This is a genomic window from Pseudomonas sp. PvP028 (assembly GCF_017832255.1).
Taxonomy (GTDB): Bacteria; Pseudomonadota; Gammaproteobacteria; order Pseudomonadales; family Pseudomonadaceae; genus Aquipseudomonas; species Aquipseudomonas syringae.
On sequence record NZ_JAFIBL010000001.1, the window covers coordinates 180,011 to 201,966 of the forward strand.

21 protein-coding genes are annotated in these 21,956 nt (G+C 60.6%); 13 read left to right on the forward strand and 8 right to left on the reverse strand.

Annotation, left to right across the window (positions count from 1 at the left end):
* Positions 1-44: 44 nt before the first annotated feature.
* The 4 genes from JOE34_RS00805 to JOE34_RS00820 all read left to right on the forward strand — a co-directional run bounded on the left by JOE34_RS00805 (position 45) and on the right by JOE34_RS00820 (position 3,595).
* On the forward strand, positions 45-1,496 hold the full coding sequence (locus JOE34_RS00805; protein WP_003415201.1) for a mannose-1-phosphate guanylyltransferase/mannose-6-phosphate isomerase: 1,452 nt from the start codon (positions 45-47) through the stop codon (positions 1,494-1,496).
* A 312-nt stretch (positions 1,497-1,808) separates the two neighbouring features.
* Entirely contained in the window at positions 1,809-2,168 is a 360-nt protein-coding gene (locus JOE34_RS00810; RefSeq protein WP_032658819.1) for a hypothetical protein, read from the forward strand.
* A 128-nt stretch (positions 2,169-2,296) separates the two neighbouring features.
* Positions 2,297-2,761 carry a hypothetical protein gene (locus JOE34_RS00815; protein WP_032658821.1) on the forward strand — a complete coding sequence of 155 codons (465 nt, stop codon included), beginning with the start codon at positions 2,297-2,299 and terminating at the stop codon, positions 2,759-2,761.
* 15 nt (positions 2,762-2,776) lie between these two features.
* Positions 2,777-3,595 (forward strand): SDR family oxidoreductase, encoded by an 819-nt coding sequence (locus JOE34_RS00820; RefSeq protein WP_032658824.1) that lies wholly within the window; start codon positions 2,777-2,779, stop codon positions 3,593-3,595.
* Positions 3,596-3,669: 74 nt separating this feature from the next.
* On the opposite strand, the gene JOE34_RS00825 is transcribed toward JOE34_RS00820, so the two are convergent.
* The 4 genes from JOE34_RS00825 to JOE34_RS00840 are packed head-to-tail and all read right to left on the reverse strand — an operon-like array spanning position 3,670 to position 8,428.
* Complete coding sequence (locus tag JOE34_RS00825; protein WP_004402815.1) at positions 3,670-4,530, reverse strand: HlyD family secretion protein; 861 nt, start codon at positions 4,528-4,530, stop codon at positions 3,670-3,672.
* A 25-nt stretch (positions 4,531-4,555) separates the two neighbouring features.
* Entirely contained in the window at positions 4,556-4,759 is a 204-nt protein-coding gene (locus JOE34_RS00830; RefSeq protein ID WP_003316949.1) for a DUF1656 domain-containing protein, read from the reverse strand.
* Positions 4,746-6,935, reverse strand: coding sequence for an FUSC family protein (locus tag JOE34_RS00835; RefSeq protein ID WP_209994956.1), 2,190 nt, complete (start codon positions 6,933-6,935; stop codon positions 4,746-4,748). Before JOE34_RS00835 ends, JOE34_RS00830 begins: the two co-directional genes overlap by 14 nt.
* Positions 6,932-8,428: an efflux transporter outer membrane subunit gene (locus JOE34_RS00840; RefSeq protein WP_096115498.1), complete on the reverse strand. Its 1,497-nt coding sequence runs from the start codon at positions 8,426-8,428 to the stop codon at positions 6,932-6,934. The genes JOE34_RS00835 and JOE34_RS00840 overlap by 4 nt, the downstream gene beginning before the upstream one ends.
* 183 nt (positions 8,429-8,611) lie before the next feature.
* Here JOE34_RS00840 and JOE34_RS00845 point away from each other — a divergent pair, with 183 nt between their 5' ends.
* On the forward strand, positions 8,612-9,559 hold the full coding sequence (locus JOE34_RS00845) for a LysR family transcriptional regulator (protein ID WP_002552240.1): 948 nt from the start codon (positions 8,612-8,614) through the stop codon (positions 9,557-9,559).
* A gap of 87 nt (positions 9,560-9,646) precedes the next feature.
* The gene (locus JOE34_RS00850; protein WP_003316953.1) at positions 9,647-10,621 is read left to right on the forward strand and encodes a D-glycerate dehydrogenase; all 975 of its coding nucleotides are present in this window, start codon (positions 9,647-9,649) and stop codon (positions 10,619-10,621) included.
* A gap of 59 nt (positions 10,622-10,680) precedes the next feature.
* On the opposite strand, the gene JOE34_RS00855 is transcribed toward JOE34_RS00850, so the two are convergent.
* Positions 10,681-11,583, reverse strand: coding sequence for a DMT family transporter (locus tag JOE34_RS00855; RefSeq protein WP_003421755.1), 903 nt, complete (start codon positions 11,581-11,583; stop codon positions 10,681-10,683).
* Positions 11,584-11,719: 136 nt separating this feature from the next.
* On the opposite strand from JOE34_RS00855, the gene JOE34_RS00860 reads away from it, so the two are divergent.
* Positions 11,720-12,595, forward strand: a complete 876-nt coding sequence (locus JOE34_RS00860; protein ID WP_209994957.1) for an AraC family transcriptional regulator — start codon at positions 11,720-11,722, stop codon at positions 12,593-12,595.
* Here JOE34_RS00860 and JOE34_RS00865 read toward each other — a convergent pair.
* The 3 genes from JOE34_RS00865 to JOE34_RS00875 are packed head-to-tail and all read right to left on the reverse strand — an operon-like array spanning position 12,584 to position 14,822.
* Entirely contained in the window at positions 12,584-12,916 is a 333-nt protein-coding gene (locus tag JOE34_RS00865) for a DUF3325 domain-containing protein (protein WP_024959512.1), read from the reverse strand. The genes JOE34_RS00860 and JOE34_RS00865 overlap by 12 nt on opposite strands.
* The gene (locus tag JOE34_RS00870; RefSeq protein WP_209996821.1) at positions 12,916-14,457 is read right to left on the reverse strand and encodes a PepSY-associated TM helix domain-containing protein; all 1,542 of its coding nucleotides are present in this window, start codon (positions 14,455-14,457) and stop codon (positions 12,916-12,918) included. Before JOE34_RS00870 ends, JOE34_RS00865 begins: the two co-directional genes overlap by 1 nt.
* A 20-nt stretch (positions 14,458-14,477) precedes the next feature.
* Entirely contained in the window at positions 14,478-14,822 is a 345-nt protein-coding gene (locus tag JOE34_RS00875) for a DUF3649 domain-containing protein (RefSeq protein WP_003316960.1), read from the reverse strand.
* A gap of 200 nt (positions 14,823-15,022) precedes the next feature.
* On the opposite strand from JOE34_RS00875, the gene JOE34_RS00880 reads away from it, so the two are divergent.
* From JOE34_RS00880 to JOE34_RS00905, 6 genes are all read left to right on the forward strand, one after another.
* Positions 15,023-15,526 (forward strand): sigma-70 family RNA polymerase sigma factor, encoded by a 504-nt coding sequence (locus tag JOE34_RS00880; protein WP_017277814.1) that lies wholly within the window; start codon positions 15,023-15,025, stop codon positions 15,524-15,526.
* On the forward strand, positions 15,523-16,500 hold the full coding sequence (locus JOE34_RS00885; protein WP_209994959.1) for a FecR family protein: 978 nt from the start codon (positions 15,523-15,525) through the stop codon (positions 16,498-16,500). The genes JOE34_RS00880 and JOE34_RS00885 overlap by 4 nt, the downstream gene beginning before the upstream one ends.
* Positions 16,501-17,109: 609 nt before the next feature.
* On the forward strand, positions 17,110-19,458 hold the full coding sequence (fecA, locus tag JOE34_RS00890) for a TonB-dependent Fe(3+) dicitrate receptor FecA (RefSeq protein WP_209994960.1): 2,349 nt from the start codon (positions 17,110-17,112) through the stop codon (positions 19,456-19,458).
* A 273-nt stretch (positions 19,459-19,731) separates the two neighbouring features.
* Entirely contained in the window at positions 19,732-20,160 is a 429-nt protein-coding gene (locus JOE34_RS00895) for an HPF/RaiA family ribosome-associated protein (RefSeq protein WP_002552231.1), read from the forward strand.
* Between the two features lie 849 nt (positions 20,161-21,009).
* Entirely contained in the window at positions 21,010-21,342 is a 333-nt protein-coding gene (locus JOE34_RS00900; protein WP_024650108.1) for a DUF3509 domain-containing protein, read from the forward strand.
* A 261-nt stretch (positions 21,343-21,603) separates the two neighbouring features.
* Positions 21,604-21,936, forward strand: coding sequence for a YXWGXW repeat-containing protein (locus tag JOE34_RS00905; protein WP_198701369.1), 333 nt, complete (start codon positions 21,604-21,606; stop codon positions 21,934-21,936).
* The last annotated feature ends 20 nt before the right edge of the window (positions 21,937-21,956 follow it).

The window sequence follows — 21,956 nt, forward strand, 5'->3', positions numbered from 1 at the left end:
AGACACCTCGTACGGCCCTAATTGAATGCTTTTGGAGAAACAAAATGATTCCAGTTATCTTGTCAGGCGGTAGTGGTTCACGACTCTGGCCGCTTTCGCGTAAACAATTCCCTAAACAGTTCCTGGCGTTGACCGGCGAGCACACCCTGTTCCAGCAAACCCTGGAGCGTCTGGTGTTCGAGGGCATGCAGGAGCCTATCGTGGTCTGCAACAAGGACCACCGTTTCATCGTCAACGAGCAACTCGCTGCACTGAACCTGGAAACCCAGGCGATCCTCATGGAACCGTTCGGCCGCAACACGGCGCCAGCCGTTGCACTGACCGCCATGAAGCTGGTCAACGAAGGCAATGACGGCCTGATGCTGGTGCTGCCAGCCGACCACGTCATCGAAGACCAGAAAGCCCTGCAACGCGCACTGGCTCTGGCAACCGTCGCCGCAGAACGCGGCGAGATGGTGCTGTTCGGTGTGCCGGCCAACAAGCCGGAAACCGGCTACGGCTACATCAAGTCCACCGCCGATGCCCTGCTGCCGGAAGGCGTCAGCCGCGTGTCGCAGTTCGTCGAAAAACCTGATGAAAAACGCGCCAAGGAATTCGTCGAAGCCGGTGGTTACTACTGGAACAGCGGCATGTTCCTGTTCCGCGCCAGCCGCTTCCTCGAAGAACTGAAAAAGCACGATCCGGACATCTACGACACCTGCCTGCTGACCCTCGAGCGCAGCGTACAGGACGGCGACGCTCTTGAAATCGACTCCTCGACCTTCGCCTGCTGCCCGGACAATTCCATCGACTACGCGGTCATGGAAAAAACCCAGCGTGCCTGCGTTGTACCGCTGTCGGCCGGCTGGAGCGATGTCGGCTGCTGGTCGTCGCTGTGGGAAGTCAACGCCAAGGACGCCAACGGCAACGTCACCAAGGGCGATGTCGTTATCCAGGACAGCCGCAACTGCATGATCCACGGCAACGGCAAACTGGTGTCGGTGATCGGTCTGGACAACATCGTGGTCGTCGAAACCAAGGACGCGATGATGATTGCCCACAAGGACAAGGTCCAGGGCGTCAAGCAGATGGTCGCCACCCTGAACGAACAGGGCCGCACCGAGACCCAGAACCACCTCGAAGTGTACCGTCCGTGGGGCTCCTACGATTCGGTGGACATGGGCGGTCGTTTCCAGGTCAAGCGTATCTCCGTCAAGCCGGGCGCCTGCCTGTCGCTGCAGATGCACCATCACCGCGCCGAACACTGGATCGTGGTCTCCGGTACTGCGCAGGTCACCTGTGACGAGAACGTGTTCCTGCTCACCGAGAACCAGTCCACCTACATCCCGATCGCCTCGGTCCATCGCTTGCGCAACCCGGGCAAGATCCCGTTGGAAATCATCGAAGTGCAATCGGGCAGCTACCTGGGCGAAGACGACATCGAGCGTTTCGAAGACATCTACGGTCGTTCGAACGCGCTTGAAGCGGGTGTGAAGACCCAGACTATCGCTCGCTGACAGACGCTTTTAGCTGCAAGTGAAACAGCCCCCGGTAATTCTTTGCGCAGTGTCATGCGCACATTATTGCCGGGGGCTTTTTTATGGCTCCGCTCTATCCATTCATGCTTATCCATTCATGCTTATCCATTCATGGAAGGCATGCTGCTCTCTGCGTTGCAATCCTCAAGTAACCGCCTTCTGAAAATGCACCGCCAAGGGTCACTGTCATATCTGTCAGTAGATACCTTTGCCCGGCATCTTTAGGATGTTTGAACGTAATCGGCTTTCTCTTTACGCCCAATCTACGCCTTCAAACAGGAGTTATCAGATATGGCTACGCCATCTGCACCAACCCTCCCGATCCCGGTTATAAAAGGAGCGTTAGCAACAAACGAAATCTCGTTGAGTAAAGGCATCGTTCTGGAGTTGCCCGCATTCAAAGACCCACGCTGCACGTTCGTCATACTCAACCTGGTCAACGCAGACAATAGCAACCGTCCGCTGTTAACAGGCTCGTCGCTCATAACCTCAGGTCATCCGACCACCATAACGCTTGAAAATACAGGCACGGACCCATCCATGATCTTTCAACCGACACAAAAAGCCAGGATTACCGGCTCGGTGCAGGTGACGGGCATGGACACGTGGTCCGATACCCCGGAATCTGCCATTTACAGCCTGGTTCAGTAATATCAGTCTGGCGTCACAAAGACTTCAGTGACCATCGAAGTTTATTTCGACCTGTCTCAGGCCAGTCATTGGTCAATCCCTCTTCGGTTTCTGTAGGATGTCCAGCATTGCCCTCGCTGGAGACCCGCATGTTGATCGGCATCCTGTTAATCCTCACCTGGCTGATCCTTCTGCTCCGTTATCCGGCGAAGGCCTTGCCTGTCTCGCTGGCTGCGGCGGTCGCGCTCGGGGCGGTGGCGGCCATCGTCATCTGGCAGGACAGTCGGGAAACGCGCCAGCTTGAGCGCCTGGATATCCGCCTGAGTTACGACCCGCAAGGCTGCCCGGCAGATCGTCCGTTGCAGGTCAGCATCACCAACACCAATCAGGTGACCCTGCAGGAACTGCGTTGGCGAATCGCGGCCTATGCGCCCGGTGATTCAGTGAATCTGACCGACAACACCTACGCGTCCGCACGCTATCGCGGCCCCGGTGAACTTCAGGCCAAAGGCACGTGGCAGGATTGCGTGCCGGTGCCGGCACTGCGCAACGGGTACCGCCCGCAGACCCTGGAATTTCGCGCAGAACATCTACAAGGCAGTTTCTCGGACTGACCACAAGGATCTCCCATGCCCATCGCTTTGATTACAGGCTGTTCCAGCGGAATCGGCCGTGCTCTGGCCGACGCGTTCAAGGCCACCGGCTATGAAGTCTGGGCCACTGCGCGCAAGGCCGACGATGTCGCGGCACTCAGTGCAGCCGGTTTTATCGCCGTGCAACTGGACGTCAACGACAGCCTGGCGCTGGAGCAACTGGCCGCCGGTCTGGAGCACAGCGGCCTGGATGTGTTGATCAACAACGCTGGCTATGGCGCGATGGGTCCCCTGCTCGACGGCGGTGTGCAGGCCTTGCAGCGGCAGTTCGAAACCAATGTGTTTTCCGTCGTCGGGGTGACCCGGGCGCTGTTTCCGGCACTGCGCCGCAACAAGGGGCTGGTGGTGAACATCGGCAGCGTATCCGGTGTGCTGGTCACGCCGTTTGCGGGGGCTTACTGTGCGTCGAAGGCGGCGGTGCATGCGCTCAGTGATGCGCTGCGTCTGGAGCTGGCGCCGTTCGGCGTCCAGGTGATGGAGGTTCAGCCCGGCGCGATTGCGTCGAGCTTCGCGAAGAATGCCAGCCACGAAGCCGAGCAACTGATCAGCGAACAATCGCCCTGGTGGCCGATTCGCGAAGGCATTCGTGCACGCGCCAGGGCCTCTCTGGACAGCCCTACCCCCGTCACCGAATTCGCTCGCGACTTGCTCAAGGCCGTCCAACACACCCATCCGCCACGCCTGCTGCGCCTGGGCAACGGCTCACGCCTACTGCCGCTGATGGCGTGGTTGCTACCCAAAGGGCTACTGGATATGGCCCTGAGAAAACGCTTTGGGCTGAACGCCGATCTGTAGCCGAGCCTTGTCACTATCGTGCCAATGCTCCGCGTTGGCATGCCGTTCTGGACGCTCTGCGTCCTCCGCGTTGATCAGCCGTCTACCGGCCTGACAATCACCGTGCAGGTCATCCCCGCCGCCAGCAATACATCCTGCGGTACCTGATCCAGATGAATACGCACCGGCACGCGCTGGGCCAGACGCACCCAGTTGAAGGTCGGGTTCACGTCGGCGATCAATTCGCGGCTTTGCGGGTTGTCACGGTCGTAGATGCCGCGTGCGATGCTTTCGACATGCCCCTTGAGCACCTCGCCGCTCATCAGTTGCAGGTCCGCAGGATCACCCACTTTCAGGTGCGGCAACTTGGTTTCCTCGAAGAAGCCGTAGACCCAGAACGAGTTCATGTCGACCACGGCCATCTTTGCCTCACCGACGCGCGCATAGTCGCCGCGATGAACATTGAGGTTGGTGACGTAACCGTCCACCGCCGCCAGTACCCGCGTGCGTGACAGGTTGAGCTCGGCCGCCTCCAGTTGCGCCTGGGCCAACTGGTAATCGGCCAGGGCCGAGGTGGCTACGTTACTCGCGTCATCACGATTTTCCGCCGAGATAACCAGTTCATCCATGTCGGCACGCCGCCTGGCATTCAGTTTGCGCATCTCCCAGGTCGCCTTGCGTGAAGCCAGCAATGCCTGCGCCTGCTTCACGGCGATCCGGTAATGCTCCGGGTCGATCTGCATTAGCAGATCGCCGCGCTTTACCCACTGGTTGTCACGCACCGGTACCTCGACCACGGTGCCGGACACATCGGCCGCCACGTTGATGATATCGGCACGTACCCGGCCATCGCGGGTCCATGGGCTATCCATGTAGTCGACCCACAGCGTGCGACCGATCCAGAGCGCGATTGCCAGCACCAGCAACGTGGCAAACAGACTGAAAAACTTTTTCATCCAGAGATTTTTCCCGACTCAGGCGTCAACGATAAAGGGGCAGCGCCAACGCGCCGAAGATGCAGATAAACAGGCTCAGACGCAGCAAGGCCGGGTGCCAGAAATATCGATACAGGTCAAAACCGGCCAGCAGTCGATCCAGCGCCCATGCCAGAACCACGGCCAGCAGAAAGATCAGCGTGAGGGTCGGCATGTACAGGCCGTGGAAGGCTATTTCACGCGGCGGCATGGACGACTCCTGAAACGGTTCGCGCAACGCCGTAAGCGGCCAGCGGCGATTGCGGGTCCAGCAGCGACGAGCGGATAAAGTGCAGGTAGCTTTTTACCCGGCGCAGCACCGACGTATCGAAATGCGAGGCGAAGGGTTCATCGGCCTCCTGCACCCGCTTGATGGCCTGATCGACTGCAGACAGGCAGCGCTGCAGATTGACCGCATCAGGCTGGATGAACAGCCGCACCAAGGCGCGCCCCATGACTCGCAGCGCGATGCGCCAGGGCTGGTACTCGGCGTAGGCAGGGTGAATCGGCAGAAGCGCCTGTTCATGGCGCAGCTCGATAATGGCGTGGCCGATTTCCAGCACCACGAACATCCAGCGCAACAACTCGCGCTGAACCAGCGGTTTGCCGATCGCCAGGCCATATGCCTGATGCATCAGGTCGCGGGTCTGGCTTTCGAAGCTTGAGCCCAGACGCTTGAGCGGTGCGCTGATCGCAAACACCACTTGATTGCGCAAGGCCTGTTCCAGGCGTTGACACATCCAGCGGCTGTTGGGCGGCAGGATGATTGCCCCGGCAGCGGCACAGATCAGCATGCCGACGACCATCGCGATGTAATCGTTGATGAAGGTGTAAGGGTTGTAAACCGTGAGGTTGTCCGGCACCGAGCCCAGGCTGAAAAAAATCAGCAGCCCCAGGCCGTATCCCGTCCACTGCGGACGTGAGCCCAAATACGCGCCGAGCACAAACACCGGGGCCAACAGCAGGCACAGCAACGGAAAACCGTCGATGTGCGGGAACAGGAAAAACGTTTCGATAAAACCTGACAGCGCACCGAGCAATGTACCGCCGGCCATCTGTAGCGACATGCGCCTGGGATTATGGGTAGTCGACGACAGCGCAACGGTGGCCGCCGAGGCCAGGACCATGCTCGCGCCGCTGGGCCACGCCGTCAGCACCCAATACACACTCATCAGGCCGACCACACAGGCCGCCCGGGCACCGGCTGCCAGCGCGGTCATCCAGTGGGTACGCGGTACGAACGAGCCCCTCCACTGTTCACGCTCATGGCTGTGGTCGGCCAGCGATGCATGGGTTCGTGCGTAGTCGAGCAACTCGCTGAGCAGGCGGTACAGCAGCTCGAACGAGGTGTGAAAGTCCAATCGTTCGGCGTCACTGGGCAAGGTGCGCTCCAGCTCGGCGCGCAGGCTTCTGACCCGCTCGGGAAAGTACGCCCTGCACGACTCCAGGCGCGTGACCAGCAGCGCCGCGTCATCGTTGGTCAAGGCGCGATCGGCGAACCCGTCGAGCAGTTGCGCAAGGTTTTCAAGGCCGGGATCGATATGCTTCAACACCTGATCGGCCTGTTCGAGACGCAGACGCTCGAGCAATTGGTGCAGGGCATTGAAGCGCGTGGTGACCGCCATGAATTCGCTGTTCAAACGGTTGAGTCGACCGTTGCGGCGACGCATGTGCGGGTCTTCGAATACCGTGACGCTGCGCAGCCCTTCAAGGCCGATGGCCTCGGCCACAAAGCGTACATTGCCGGTTTCAAATTCAGCGCGTGAAATATCGCCGCGCAGGCCGTTGACCACGAAGCGCGCGAACCCGCCGAAGCGCAGATACAGCGCGTTGCGCATCGCAGCGCTGGAACTCTGCGGCAGCACCGCTGCGCTGATGGCCGTGGAACACAGGATGCCCAGGCTAATTTCCACTACCCGCCACACCGCCGACATGAACGAACCTTCCGGATGCGCCAGCGCAGGCAGCCCGACCATGGCTGCCGTATACCCGGCCAGCACAAAGCCATACGCGCGAAAGTTGCGATAGCGCGCCGCGCCGGCCGAACACAGGCCGACCCAGAGCGCGAGACTGCCGAGAAACGGCAGCGGACTCTGCGCAAACAGGGCCATCAACAGCACCATCATCGCCGACCCGGCCAGCGTCCCCAGCAGGCGATAAAAACTCTTGGCGAACACCTGCCCGCTCTGTGGCTGCATGACGATGAACACGGTGATCATCGCCGTGTGCGGCTGCGGCAGTTCCAGGCGCAGCGCCAGCCAGTAGGTGAGAAATGCGGCGAGCAGCACCTTGAAGATGTAAACCCAGATCACCCCGTCACTGCGCGCCCAGCTGTGCAATTCGCGACGCCACGGCAGGTCGGTGATGCGCTGTAGCGAGGCGATCATTGCCCGCCCTCAGACTCGGCGACGGTGTGTGCGAAATGACCATTGCCATTGTTATTCCCGTCAGCGTAACCGCCCAGGGCCACCACCAGTCCGGCGTAGGCTTCCAGTCGCGCGGCCTCGACCTGTTGCTGAACCTGCTGCTGGCGAAACAACTGCGTGCGCGCATTGAGCACGTTCAGGTAATCGGTCAGGCCACGCTGCCAGGCGATCAGGGCAATGTCGTAGGTCTTTTGCGCCGACGCCACCGACTCGGCGGCGAGTGCCTGCTGCTTGTCCATCGAGGCGCGCCGAATCAACTGGTCGGAGACATTTTTCAACGCCATGACCAGCGTCTGGTTGTAATGCGCCACGGCCTGATCATAAGCAGCGGACGCCCGCCCCAGCTCCGCACGCAAGCGTCCAGCGTCGAAAATCGGCAGGCTGATGGCCGGCCCGACCTTGTAACCCAGCTTGCTGCCGGTCAGAAACTCGAGCATGCCACCGCCCGTGGCCATGTAGCTCAGGCTGCCAACCAGATCGACATTGGGATAAAAGCCCGCATGTGCAACGTCGATACCACGTGCCTGCGCCGCCACCTGCCAGCGCGCAGCCACCACGTCAGGTCGCTGACCGAGCAGTTCGGCGGGCAGTGCCGAGGGCAATGTCAGTGCGGTGTGCAACGACAGCGCAGGCCGCTGCACCCCCGCGCCCTGCCCCGGTCCCTTGCCTGCCAGCGCGGCCAGTTGGTTGCGACTCAACGCGATGGCCTCATGCAGCGCGTCGATCTGCCGATGTGCCTCAGGCAGCGGGGTTTGGGCCTGACTGACGTCGAAGTGCGTGCCGATCCCGCCCTTGAGGCGACGCTGCGCCAGGTCGAGTATCTGTTGCTGCTGGGCCAGGGCCGCCTCGGCGATATCCAGTCGGGCGTAGTCGAGGGACAGCCGGATGTAGGCGCGGACCACGTTTTCCTGCAATTCGAGCTGCGCCTGGCGCTGCTCGGCAGCACTCACGTGCGCCAGATCAACGGCCTGCTCGCTGGCGTTGCGTTCACGTCCCCACAGGTCCAGTGCGTAGCTCAGGCCCAGCGACGCATTGTTGTCCCAGGTGCGAGTATCGGCCAGCGCTCCGGGGCCATAAAACTGATCCTCTGGCCAGTCGTGACGCATCAGGCTGGCGTTGCCTTGCACTTGCACAGACTCGGCGGACTCGGCCACCTGTGCCATCGCCTTTGCCTGGCGCACACGAGCAGCGGCAAGTGCCAGACTCGGGCTGCCCAGCGTCGCCATGTCGACCCAGCGGTCCAGTTGCGCGTCGCCGTAGGCACGCCACCATTGCGCTGCGGGCCAATGGGCGTCGAGGGAAGCGCTCTGAATCGCCTGATCGGTGGCCAGGCTGTCAGCGTGCAGAACACTGCCCTGCGGTGTGATTCCATGTGTTCCGATACAGCCGCTGAGGACCAGCGTAAAAGCCAGAAGACCTACGGGCCAGAGCCCTCTGATGATGCGACGCGGCACAGCTGCAAGTTCCCGAACGAAGGTGAAACACCTTGAATGGCGGCGATTCTAGGCGGCACTCGACGCGGCGATAAGCGGGGAGATTTGTGAATCTTTGTTACTGAAACGGCGATAATCCTTTGGTCTGGATACATGCATCCGTTACTTCATGTCACAATTTGCCATCTACTCAGAGAAGTACCCATGGACACCCTGCAAAACATGCGTGCCTTCAGCTGCGTGGCGCAAGCGGGCAGCTTCACTGCCGCCGCCGCCGTGCTGGATACCACCACCGCCAACGTCTCGCGTGCGGTCTCCAACCTTGAAGCACATTTACAAACGCGCCTGCTCAATCGCACCACCCGACGCATTGCCCTCACTGAAGCAGGCAAGCGTTATCTGTTGCGCTGCGAACAGATTCTCGCCTCGGTAGAAGAAGCCGAGGCCGAAGCCAGCGACGCTCATGCCCGCCCGGCCGGACAGCTCAAGGTGCATTCGATGCCCGGCGTCGGCCAGCATTATGTGATTGATGCGATTGCCCGTTACCGGCGCAACCACCCGGACGTCGCGTTCGACCTGACCATGACCCACCGCGTGCCGGACTTGCTGGAAGAAGGCTATGACGTGTCGATAGTGCTCGCCAGCGAACTGGCCGACTCGGGCTTTGTGTCCCAGCGCCTGGGCATTACTTACAGCATCGTGTGCGCGTCGCCCGAGTACGTGAAAACGTTCGGCATGGCCCACAAGCCTGCCGACCTGCTGAATCATGCATGTCTGCGTCTGGTGAGCCCGGTGTTCCCGCTGGACAAATGGCTGTTCGATGGTCCTGAAGGCCAGGAGATGGTCACCATCAACAGCTCGCCGCTGCTGGTCAACTCTGCGGATGCGATGAAGACCGCGATTTCCAGCGGCATGGGGATTGGCATCCTGCCGATCTACTCGGCGATCGAGGGGCTGCGCAACGGCACACTGGTGCGCGTGCTGTCCGATTACCGCTCGCAAGAGCTGAACCTGTACGCCATCTACCCGTCACGCCAGTATCTGGATGCGAAGATCAGAACCTGGGTTGAATACCTGCGCGGTTCCCTGCCGGAAATTCTCGCTGCCGATGAAGCGGATCTGCATGTGCAGGCCCTCAAGTCATCGTTCTGACATCGTACAACTGCAAAAAGCGGCTGCCAAAGAGCGGGGAGGAATGTTAGCGTGCTACTCATTCAACCGCTCAAGAGTGACTGCCCAATGAAAAAAACCGTACTCGCCTTCAGCCGTGTTTCTCCTGAAATGGCCGAGCGCCTGGCGCAAGACTTCAATGTGATCGTGCCCAACCCCAAGCAGGGTGATATCAACGCGCAGTTTGCAGAAGCCTTGCCTGAATCCCACGGGCTGATCGGCGCAGGCCGCAAGCTGGGTCGCGAACAGCTGCAGAACGCCACCAAACTGGAGGTGGTGTCCAGCATCTCGGTGGGCTACGACAACTACGACGTCGAGTACCTGAGCGAGCGCGGCATTCTGCTGACCAATACGCCGGATGTACTGACCGAAAGCACCGCTGATCTGGGCTTCTCGCTGATCATGAGCAGCGCCCGCCGAGTGGCTGAACTGGACGCCTATACCAAGGCCGGACAGTGGACGCGCAGCATCGAACCGCCGCACTTCGGCACCGATGTGCATGGCAAGACGCTGGGTATTGTTGGCATGGGCAACATCGGCGCAGCGATTGCCCGCCGTGGTCGTCTGGGCTTCAACATGCCGATTCTGTACAGCGGCAACAGCCGCAAGACCGAACTCGAACAGGAGCTGGGGGCACAATTTCGCAGCCTGGATCAGTTACTGGCCGAAGCGGATTTCGTCTGTCTGGTCGTACCGCTGAGCGAAAAGACCCAACACTTGATCGGCCGCCGCGAGTTGAGCCTGATGAAGCCCGGCGCCATCCTGGTGAACATCGCCCGCGGCCCGATCGTCGATGAACCTGCGCTGATCGAAGCGCTGCAGAACGGCACCATTCGCGGCGCCGGTCTGGACGTCTACGAAAAAGAGCCGCTGAGCGAATCGCCGCTGTTCCAGTTGAAGAACGCGGTAACCCTGCCGCACATCGGCTCAGCCACCACCGAAACCCGCCAGGCCATGGCTGATCGCGCCTACGGCAACCTGCGCAGCGCGCTGCTCGGTCAACGACCGCAGGATCTGGTCAACCCGCAGGTGTGGAAAGGCTGAGGCCCCGCCTCTCTCGCAGTGCAGGGCCGCTGTGCAGGATAGACACGATCAACACCGACTCAGGCCAGTTTGCCGCCGACCACGACGGCAACCGGCCTGATCTTCCTGAACACCAGCACGTTGCCGACCATCACCAGTACCAGCCCCAGCAAGGCAGCCAGGGTCCACTGATAGCCCTCCACCCAGGCGGAGATATTCAGCGCCACGACCGGAAACAGCACCGTGCAATAAGCGGCGCGCTCCGGGCCCATGCGCCCGACCAGGGTCAGATAGGCAGTGAACGCAATCACCGAGCCGGGGATAACCAGAAACAGCAGTGAGCCTACATAGCGCGTGTTCCATTCGAAGCTGAACGGCGTGCCGCTCAGCAGGCAATACATGCCGAGTATCGTCGCCCCGTAGAACATGCCCCAGGCATTGGTGGTCAGTGGACGCAGACCGGCTTTCTGCTGCAGGCTCGACAGCATGTTGCCCGCCGAAAAGCACAGCGTGCCCAGCAAGGCCAGTCCCAGGCCGATGAGGGTTTGCCGGCTCGCGCCATGCCCGGACATTTCAGGCCAGAACATACACGCCAGACCGATCAAACCCATGGCGCCACCGGCCAGCACATTGCTGGCGATTTTCTGGCGAAAGAACACCCGTGCGTTCAGCGCATTCCACAGCGTCGAGGTCGAGAACACCACCGCGATCAGGCCGCTGGGTATCCACTGGCTGGCCGTGTAGAAGCACATGAAGTTGACGCAGAACAGGCACACGCCCTGCGCCAGGCAAATCAACTGGCCGCGACGATTGACCGGCTGCAGACGCTTGCTCAGCAACAGGAATGCAAACAGCACCAATGCTGCCAGGGCAAAGCGATAGACGATTGAGACTGGAATCGCGACATCGCCGAGTTGGAGTTTCAGGGCGATCCAGGTGGTGCCCCAGATCAGCACGGTCAGCAGATAAAGCGAGAGGTTCATGGTGCAGGCTCCTTGATGAACCATCAGTCTGCTGCGTGCCGGCCTGCCCGCGCTTGCACAATCTTGCGCATTTGCTTCAAGCGTTACTGGCAGCGACGTCGCCAGCGAGTAGGATACAAATCCTAGAGGAATCGTCATGCCCGCCATTGAATCCATCCAGGTCTTTCAGGCCCTGAACAGTTCACCCAATGCCAATCTGGAGCAGAGCGCGCCGCTGGGCGACGGACTAGTGGCGGCGTTGTGGAACAATCGGCATGACTCGCAGGAGTATCACGCACCGACCCATCATACGTTGTCGTGCTATATCGAGGACGGTACCGGGACCTTTCGCCGCGGCAGACCGGACCAGAAAGGCGCGCCGGGCAAGTTGTGCATCTTGCCTGCCGGCCATGAGTCCGCCTGGGTGGTGAACGGCGAGATCCGTCTGGCGCATCTGTATTTCAGCCCGGAACAGTTTGCGTTGGGCTGCGTGACCCTGCTGGATCGCGAGCCACGCGAGATGCAACTGCGGGAAAACACCTTTCTGGAAGACCCCGCACAAGCCGCACGCTTCTGGCAGCTGATTCGCCTGAACTGGGCAGAACCCGGCGAGCGCCTGCTGACCAGCAGCCTGGCGCACGAGATGGTCAGCCATGCGCTGCTCAATCAGGCAGGCCTGCGCGAAGGGCTGCGCCTGAAAGGCGGTCTGGCGCCGCACCTGCGCCGGCATCTGGTGGACTTCATCGAAATGCATCTCGCCGACCCGTTGAGCCTTGGTCAACTGGCCGGCCTGTGTGCGCTGTCGGAATATCACTTCGCACGCATGTTTCGCGAAAGCTTCGGTTTGCCGCCGCACCAGTATCTGTTGGCGCGGCGTACCGAGCAGGCGCGCCAGTTACTGCGCAGCACCGGCAAGCCATTGGGCGAAATCGCGCTGGCTTGTGGATTCGCCAGCGCCAGCCATTTCAGCAACCGTTTTCGTCAGGCCACGGGGGCGACACCGGGTGAGTACAGAACGGCGCTAGGCCAATAGCTGACTCAACGCTGCCAACGGGCTGAGCAGCGCGCCACACCCCGCCAGCGCCAGCACCCAACGCGGCCGGAACGACAGCAAAGCAACCAGTAACACCGCGCTGCCCATGAGTGCAGCGAACCAGTGCACCGTCCCCATCATCCAGCCATGGTCATCAACCGCCGCCCACGACGACAGCAACAGCGCGCTCCAGCCGGCCAGCTTGAGGGCGCGACGCCTCTGTTCAGTCAACGGGCCCTTGAGCAGTTCGCCGTAATGCCGGGCCATGGACAGGCACAGGCACGTAAACCCCACATAGCAGAGCAAGGCCACCAGCAGCATCAGGGCGCCTCCTGCGCAGCAACCGGCAACGAGACGCGGGCGTTTTTATCAGCAGGTACAACCTTGAACTTCAGCGCCGCCCAGCCCAGAAACAGCCCGGTGACCAGCGCCGTCAGGTCAAAGGCCGCCAGTACCCAGTTTCCTGACATTAACGAATCCAGCAGATAGCGACCGCAGATCAGCAGATCGAGCAACGGCAGCCCGGCGAACAGCAGCGCGCCCAGCCCCAGTTGCTCTCGCCATGCATTACGCCCCTTGCGCAGCGCAGCGTGCATGAATGACAAGGCCCAGAACGTGAAGAACACGCTGACCTCCCAATCGGCACGCCCGGCGAATCCGCCAGGCAGCAAGCGATTGGTCCAGAAGAAGCTGGCCACCGCAAGCATCAACCCGGACATGCTGGCAATGTTCAGCACCTCAACCACCCGCAATTCCAGTGGCAGCACACCGGTCTTTGCGTGTTTGAGCTGACGTTTGCCCAGCCACATCACCAACCCGGTGCCGATCATTGCAGTCCCGGCGACACCAAAAATGAAGTACAGCCAGCGCAGCAGCGGCGCGGCGAAATGGCCCACGTGCAGGCCGTACATCCCGCTGGAAATCAGCAACGCCAGCGGCCGCTCAGGCACTTCGTTCAACAGCTCGCCGCTGACACCGCTGAACGTCAGCGCCCCGCCCCGGTCCGGCACGATGCTGCCCTTGTCATCACGCGTCAGCAGAACCGAGGCGCTGCTGTCGCCCGGATTGTTGACGATGACCCGACCGACCTGGCCGCTGTCCCATTTCGCGTTCGCAGCGTTGACCAACGGCGCAAGCGCTACCAGCGGCGTAGCGATGCCTTCGCGCTTGACCGTTTCCGGAAACGGATAGGCTTCGCTGTAGAAGGCCTGGACTGTGTCGTACTGGCTGAGGATGCTCGCGGGCATCACCATCGACATGAAGATCACCAGACTGCTGTAGGTGATCATCAGGTGGAACGGCAGCACCAGCACGCCCAGCGCGTTATGCCCGTCCAGCCAGGAACGCTGGCCCTTGCGCAGACGGAAGGTGAAGAACTCCTTGAAAACCTTCTTGTGAATGATGATGCCGGTAATCAGTGCGACCAGCATCACCATCGCGGCGCTGGTTGCCAGCCAGCGGCCCCAGGGATAAGGCATCTGCAGTTGATAGTGAAACCGGTAGAAGAAATCACCACCGCGTGTTTCACGCGCCTGCACCTCGCTGCCGGTCTGCGGATCGAGCAGCTTGCGCACGAAGTTATTGCGCTGGCCCTGCTTGCCCTCGGGCAGCCAGCCGACCACCAGGCCTGGCGTGCGCTGATCGGGCAGACTGATGAACCAGCGCGTGGCCCCGGTTGCATGGCTTTGCAGGTAATGCTGAGCCTGTTGCACGCTGGCGCCTGCATCGAGCGCGCGCACCGGAATCGCCGGCTGCATCCAGTGGGTAATCTCTTCCTTGAAATAGGAAAGCGTGCCGGTCAGAAAAATCGCGAACAGCAGCCAGCCAAACAGCAAGCCGACCCAGGTGTGCAGCCAGGCCATCGACTGGCGAAAACCCTCCTTCACAGCAACCACCGACCACAGGTGTAGGCCGCCCCCAGCAACGCACAGGGCGTCAGCACCCCGATCCACGCCTGCAGCGCCGTACGGCAGGCAAAACACCAGAGCACTGCGCCCAGATAGGCGAGAAACGAGAACATCATCCCCGTCACCACCGCTTCGGCGCGGGTAATCGGCAGCCATTGAGCGATGCAGGTGCTGACCAACGAGGCCAGCAGGTAACCGGCAAATACCGCAGCCAGTGCCCGCGAGGCAATGGCAAGGCGATAGGCCGCCGTCACGCCCCTGGCTCTGGCTTTTGCCGTGCGTTTTTGCGGCAGAGGGCGGCTTGCGCTGGTGACATCCATCAGAGGGTCTGCATTGATTCAGGAAACCTGGGAAGCCGTTCATGGGCGACCGTGAAGCGGTCGCAACAAAAGCCGGCGGTATGCGCCATTGATCCTGAACGGGACAAATGAACCGCAATATTAATGATAAATATTCTCATACGCAAAAGAGTCTGCCAGAATCCACGCCACCAATGAGTCCCCGTGGATTGTTCCCCGTGATACCCGTCGCCCACTCCGCTCTCAATCACACTGTCGAAGGCCTGTACAGGGCACACAACGCCTGGCTGACGACCTGGTTGCGACGCAGACTCGGCTGCCCGCACAGCGCGGCAGACCTGGCGCAGGACACGTTCATCAAGGTGCTGGGCGCACGCGATACAGCGCAAATCGTCGAGCCGCGTGCCTTTCTGACGACGATTGCCAAACGCGTACTGTGCAATCACTACCGGCGTCAGGACCTGGAGCACGCCTACCATCAGGCACTGGCCGAACTGCCGGAGCGCGTGGCGCCTTCGGAAGAAGAGCGGGCGATCATTCTCGAAACCCTGGTCGAACTCGATCAACTGCTGGACGGCCTGCCGCCCCTGGTCAAGCGGGCGTTTTTGCTGTCGCAGGTCGACGGTTTGAGCCATGGCCGGATCGCTGCCGAACTGGATATTTCCATCGCGACGGTCAAGCGCCATCTGCACAAGGCTGCCCTGCGCTGCTATTTCGCCCTATGAATCCGAACAACGAGTCCCTGAACAAATCCGACATCTCGCCTGCCGTGGCACAGCAGGCCGTTGGCTGGCTGCTGGAAATGCAGGAAGGCACGCTGGATGCCCGTCGTCAGCACGCCTGGCAGCTGTGGCTCAATGGCAACGCCGAGCACCAACGGGCATGGGCGCACATGCAGCGGGTCAACCAGCGCTTGAGTGGACTGTCCTCGCCGCTGGCACATGCGGCACTCAATGCGCCGAAGTCCGCCAGCCGTCGGCATGCGTTGAAACTGCTGTTGCTGCTCGGCGCAGGCTCGGCAGCGGGCTGGGGCCTGCGCGAGCAGATTGCCCTGCAACCCTTGCTGGCCGACTACGACAGTGGCGTGGGCGAACAGCGCAAAGTGGCGTTGAGCGACGGCAGTCAGGTGCAGTTGAATACTGCCAGCGCGGTGGATGTGCGTTTCGATGCACAACAACGCCTGATCGAACTGCTGCAGGGCGAAATCCTCATGACAGCCTCGGCAGACACGCGCCCGCTGAACCTGTTAAGTGCCGAAGGCACGGTCAGGGCCTCGACCGGCGCCAGTCGTTTCAACCTGCGCCAACTGAATGGGCGCACGCAGTTGGCCGTGTTTGCCGGGGCCCTCGAAATATCCCCTGCCGGAAAGAGCGGCCCCGGTTTGATGCTGCAGGCCAGCCAACAGGTGACGTTCAGCCGTGATGCCTGGGACAAGGTTCGTCCGCTGGACGCAGGCAGTGGTGCCTGGGTGGACGGGATGCTGGTGGCGTCGCGCATGAGGCTGGACGATTTTCTCGCAGAGTTGAGCCGCTACCGCCGCGGTCGTCTGAATTGCGATGCGAGGGTTGCAGGGTTGCTGATTTCCGGCAGCTACCCGCTGGCCGACAGCGAGCGCATCCTCGACATGCTCGAACTCGCCCTCCCGGTGCGCGTGCAGCGCTTCACGCGGTATTGGGTGAACGTGCAGGCGCGGGTTTGATCGTGATTGCTCGTTCCAGCGCATGGTGACGTATCTTCTTGGAAAGCCCGAAATACAGGGCTGACACTACGCTGACTATCGTTCCTCACGCTCTGGTGTGAATGCAGTTCGTGACGCTCTGCGTCACACAGCGGTTCTGCGATGTCAGGTGGATTGAGGTTCGGCTCAAGTCACCTTTTCGCCCCTCGGCGAGTTACTTTGATGGGGCCAAAGTAACCAAACCCCCTGGCTCCGTTTCCGGCCCGACTTCGTCGGGTTCCTTCGCCCTGTCACTGATCCGGGGGTCGCCGCAACGCGCCATCCATGGCGCGGTGCGGCTAGCCTGGCGTCCTGCCAGGCTACCCCCGGATCAGCGCCAGGACTCAGCCGTCACTTACGTCGCACTCTGCGTCGTCTGTGCCATCGGGGTAGAAAAGCGCTTTGTGTGCAGTGATCGCTGTAGCACGACGCAGAGCGTCACGAACTGCATGCCGACGCTGAGCATCGGCACGATGACAGGTGGATTTGCGCTGGCCGGCTAAAATTTTTCAAAAAGCGTGAGCTGTTTTTCGATCCTCGCGTGACAGACAGGGAAAGCCTCTCTCAACCTTCCGGTCAAAGGACTCCCGCATGTCAGCCCGCCCTACTCAACTTTCACCGCTGGTGCGCACATTGCGCCATGTCATTTTCGGCGCGAGCCTTTCGGTCGGCAGCCTGTCGATGGTGCAGGCCGCCGAGGTCGCACCCAAGGTGTATCACATTGCGCCGAGCGAGCTTGAAGCGGCGCTGAACCAGTTCGGTCGTGAGTCCGGCGTGCTGATTTCCTATGGTTCGCAGATTACCAGCGGCCTGAAAAGCCGTGGCCTGGAAGGTCAGTACACACCCGAGCAGGGCCTGAATGCCTTGCTCGAAGGCACCGGCCTGCAGGCCATGGCCGATGGCAATAACGGCTTCACCCTGCAATCGGCAAATACGGCTGGCGCGCCGATCGAGCTGGGGGTTTCCACGGTGGTCGGTGACTGGCTGGGCGCTGCCCAGCAAACCAACGTTTTCGAACATCCAGGCGCACGTGACGTGATTCGCCGTGAGGAGTTCGAGCGGGTCGGCGCGACATCGGCGCGTGAAGTGCTCAATCGTATTCCGGGCGTCAATGCGCCGGACAACAATGGCACTGGCAGCCATGACATGGCGCTGAATTTCGGTATTCGCGGCCTCAATCCACGCCTGGCGTCGCGTTCTACCGTGTTGATGGACGGTATCCCCGTGCCATTCGCGCCCTACGGCCAGCCGCAACTGTCGTTTGCGCCGATCAGCATGGGCAACATGGACGCAGTCGATGTGGTGCGTGGCGGTGGCGCAGTCCGTTACGGTCCGCAGAACGTGGGCGGCATCGTCAACTTCGTGACCCGCGCGATCCCCGACGCCCCCACTCTCAAGGGCGGCATACAAACCGAGACCAGCCCGTCGTCCAGCCACGACGGTTTCAAGACCACCGGTAACCTGCTGGCAGGTGGCACCGCGGACAACGGCCTGGGCGGCGCGATTCTGTATTCCGGCGTACGCGGCGGCGACTGGCGCGAGCACAGCGACACCGAAATCGACGACCTGATTCTCAAGGGTAAATACCAGATCGACGACGCCAACAGCTTTAACGCCATGGCGCAATACTACGATGGCGAAGCGCAGATGCCCGGCGGCCTCAGCGTCGCGGACTACGATGCCGATCCGTACCAGTCGACACGCTTGAAGGACAAGTTCTGGGGCCGTCGCACCATGTTCAACTTCGGCTATCGCTACGAACAGGACGCGCGCGTCTTCACCGCCAATACGTTCTTCACCAAGACCCTGCGCAGCGGCTATCTGGATCAGGGTAGCTTCGTTTCCCTGTCGCCCCGCGAATACTGGGTGCGTGGCCTGGAAACACGCTTCTCGCAAGGCTTTGCGCTGGGCGAAACCTGGCATGAAGTCGGCGTTGGCTACCGTTACGTCAACGAGGCCGGTCACGAACTGCGCTATCGCGAGCCGGTCACCGGCGAACTGCCGACCACCGCCAGCCGCAATGACCGCGACACACGCGGAGCGACCGAAGCGCATGCGTTCTACATCGACGACCGCATCGATATCGGCAAGTGGACCATCACGCCGGGCATTCGCTACGAGATGATCGACACCGCGCAGAACAACAACCTGACCGACGCCCGATACCAGGGCGACTACAGCACTGCGCTGCCCGCGTTGAATGTGCTTTACCACCTGACCGACACCTGGAACCTGTACGCCAACACCGAAGGCTCGTTCGGCAGTGTGCAGTACAGCCAGATGCCTAACCGCGTCACCGGCGATGAAGTCAAACCGGAAAAAGCCCGCACCTGGGAACTGGGCACACGCTACGACAATGGCAACCTGCGGGCCGAGATCGGCGCTTTCCTGATCAATTTCGACAACCAGTACGACAGCAACCAGACCAACGACACGGTGATCGCACGCGGCGAGACGCGTCATCAGGGCATCGAAACCAGCGTCAACTATGCGCTGGAGGGCCTTAGCCCGGTGCTGGCCGGCTACGATGTCTACGCGACCTACGCCTTTGTCGACGCCACGATCCGCGAAGACGGCCCGAACAAGGGCAACCGCGTGCCGTTCTCGTCAAAGCACAAGGGCACGATGGGCGTCAGCTACACCGAAGGGCCGTGGAAGCTCAATTTCGACAGCTCCTTCCAGAGCGACCAGTTTGCCGACAACGCCAATACCTCAGCTGAAAGCGCCGACGGCAGCACCGGCAAGATCCCTGGATACATGCTGTTCAGCACCCGCGCCAACTACGACTTCGGCCCGCAACTGTCTGACCTCAACGTCGCGGTCGGGATGAAGAACATCTTCAACCGCCAGTACTACACCCGCTCGTTCGACGACAACAACCGCGGCAAATACGTCGGCGAACCGCGCACGGTGTACGTACAGACGTCGGTCGCGTTCTAGTTTCGGACGCCAGAGCGCAAGAGAAGTGTTCTCCCGGACACTTCTCGTTCCTCACGCTTCGCATGGGAATGCCGTTCTGAACGCTCTGCGTCCGCTGCTGATTCGCAGCCTCGCGCCAAGGCATCCCTTTTTTGCTGCGAAATATTTCTTACACATTGGGGTTGAATTGTCAGGCCATTGCCGCCAACACTGTGAATGAGCGCAAACGAAAACGATTCCGACAGGAATCATGCAGTCCAGCCTCGCACGAGCAAGCCCTAATAAGGATTAACTATGCAAATCCAGGTCAATAGCGATAATCACATCGAAAGCAGTATCCGACTGGAGGAGTGGGTTCGTACCACCGTTGAAAGCACGCTCGAACACTACGATGAAAACCTGACCCGCGTGGAAGTCCACATCCGCGACGAAAACGGCGACAAGCCTGGCCCGCACGACATCAAGTGCCAGATGGAAGCTCGCCCTAAAGGACACCAACCCATTTCTGTTTCCCACAAGGCTGATACGGTAGATCAGGCTGTGGATGGCGCTGCTGTAAAACTCGATCACGCCCTCGAGCATCTGTTTGGCAAACTGCGCGGCAAACGAGGCGCCGCACCGATCATTGCCGAACAGGATGAAGATCCGGTCAGCCCGGACGCGCTGCTCGAAGAAGAATTTCTGGAAAAAGAGCAGGAGAAAGAAGCCGCTCGTCTGACCTGATGCTTCACTGACACGTTTTGCAAGAAAAGGGCGAACCGGAGACGGTTCGCCCTTTTTGTTTGCCACGGGCCGGCAAGCGCACCACAAACGGTCGCTGCACAGTTTTGGCCACCTTGACCCTTCCCTCGCCTCGCAGCCATTTTGATCGCAGGGTGCCGTCCATCGAATTTAACAGCCAGCGCCGCGCAGCCCGAGCGCTGCACCTGACCGCCATCGGCGAGCAAAAATCATCCCGCGTCCCCTCGATGAGGGTGCGGGTCTGCCGTTCATACCGACAGGTGTTCAACACTCATCCAGCCGCTCAGCAGCACAACGCACAACGTCAGAAACTGGACAGTGGGCGATCACGGTTTCGACCCCGTCTTTACGAATCTCTGACGTCAAGATTCGGTTGTCGGAGTGTCAGACAATCACTCGAAAAAGTCATGAGCAAAACGCTTTCGCGAGAGGAGCAGGCCATGTACGGGAGCTGTTTTTCGCCCGCTTTGGAGAGCACTTTTTTCAACCGAACTGAACGGCTCGTCCTGCAGCAAAGCCAACCACGAAGCGGCTGCGCAGTGCTCCCGCTCGGCGCCTTCTAACGCATCGCCCCTGCAATATGGCCCGAACCATGCAAAGCCCTGTAGTACGCGCCACGAGGCAGGCCATCAGGACGGCCACTTTCTGGCGCGATCTGAACGTCGTGAATGCGTCAAAGCTTCTCGAAAAGAAACCCTGTCATCTACGCGGAAGACGACAGCAACCCCGTCAGCACCCAGCGCAGGAGTAACGCAACCGCTGATCAGTCGTCGAGAACCAAAAGGACTACTACCCGGTCAACTTATGCAGACCATTGAGCAGGTGAATGATATGGACAATCCTTTTCAGATGATCACGGACACGTTTCACCCCGACTATCGGGTGAATCTGAGCATTCAAGGGCTGGACGGCAGCATCATGCTGACCTTGTCCAACGAATGCGGCGTCGTTGCCAAGCGTTTGATCAGCGCTGCCCAACGCAATGACCCACAACGCCTGCGCAAGCTGATAGAAAGCGTGCAATTCGGCATCGCTATCGAACGTGGCGACAGCGCGATCAAGATCCTTGCAGCGCTGACCGACGGCGCGACCCTGAAAAAGGCACCTGTCCCGGCCAATGGTCTGTGGCCGCAGAGTCAGGCAACGGCCAGTGCCGGGGTCTGATGCACCGGCCCTTCCCCTTTATGCAGTGCCGTTGTCGGCGCTGCATAAAGCAAAAACAGATTGATGCCGTTCAATACCCTCCAGCCTGCCTGATCGGGCTTTCCCCCCAGTAAAACCGGCCTTTCGCTACCATCCCCCCTCCCTCCTCTTCAGCAAAAGTACAGATACATCCTGCTACAACAATCCTTGCGCAGAAACATTCGAGCGACTGGGCACCGAGTTCAGCGCCACTGCACCTGCGGGTGATTCCGAGGAGGCAACATGTATTTACGTTATGGGGTATTGATCGCATCACTTGCGATAGCGTCAGGCTGTGTCGAGGAGCGTGTGGTCCATGAACGATCGCACGTCCATCATGAATACGTCGAAGAAGTAATCGCGCCGCAACCGCCACCGGAACGCGTCGTCGAGGTGGAACCGGCCCCTCGTCCCGGCTATATATGGGCACGCGGCTACTGGCACTGGAACGGCCAGCGTTTCGTGCCGGTACATGGCCACTGGGAAACCGAACGACCCGGCTATCACTATGTGCATCCGCACTGGGAAAGCGCTGGTGACGGCTGGCACTGGCGTGCCGGGGTCTGGCTGAACTGATTGCCTTCTTCTATAAGCAG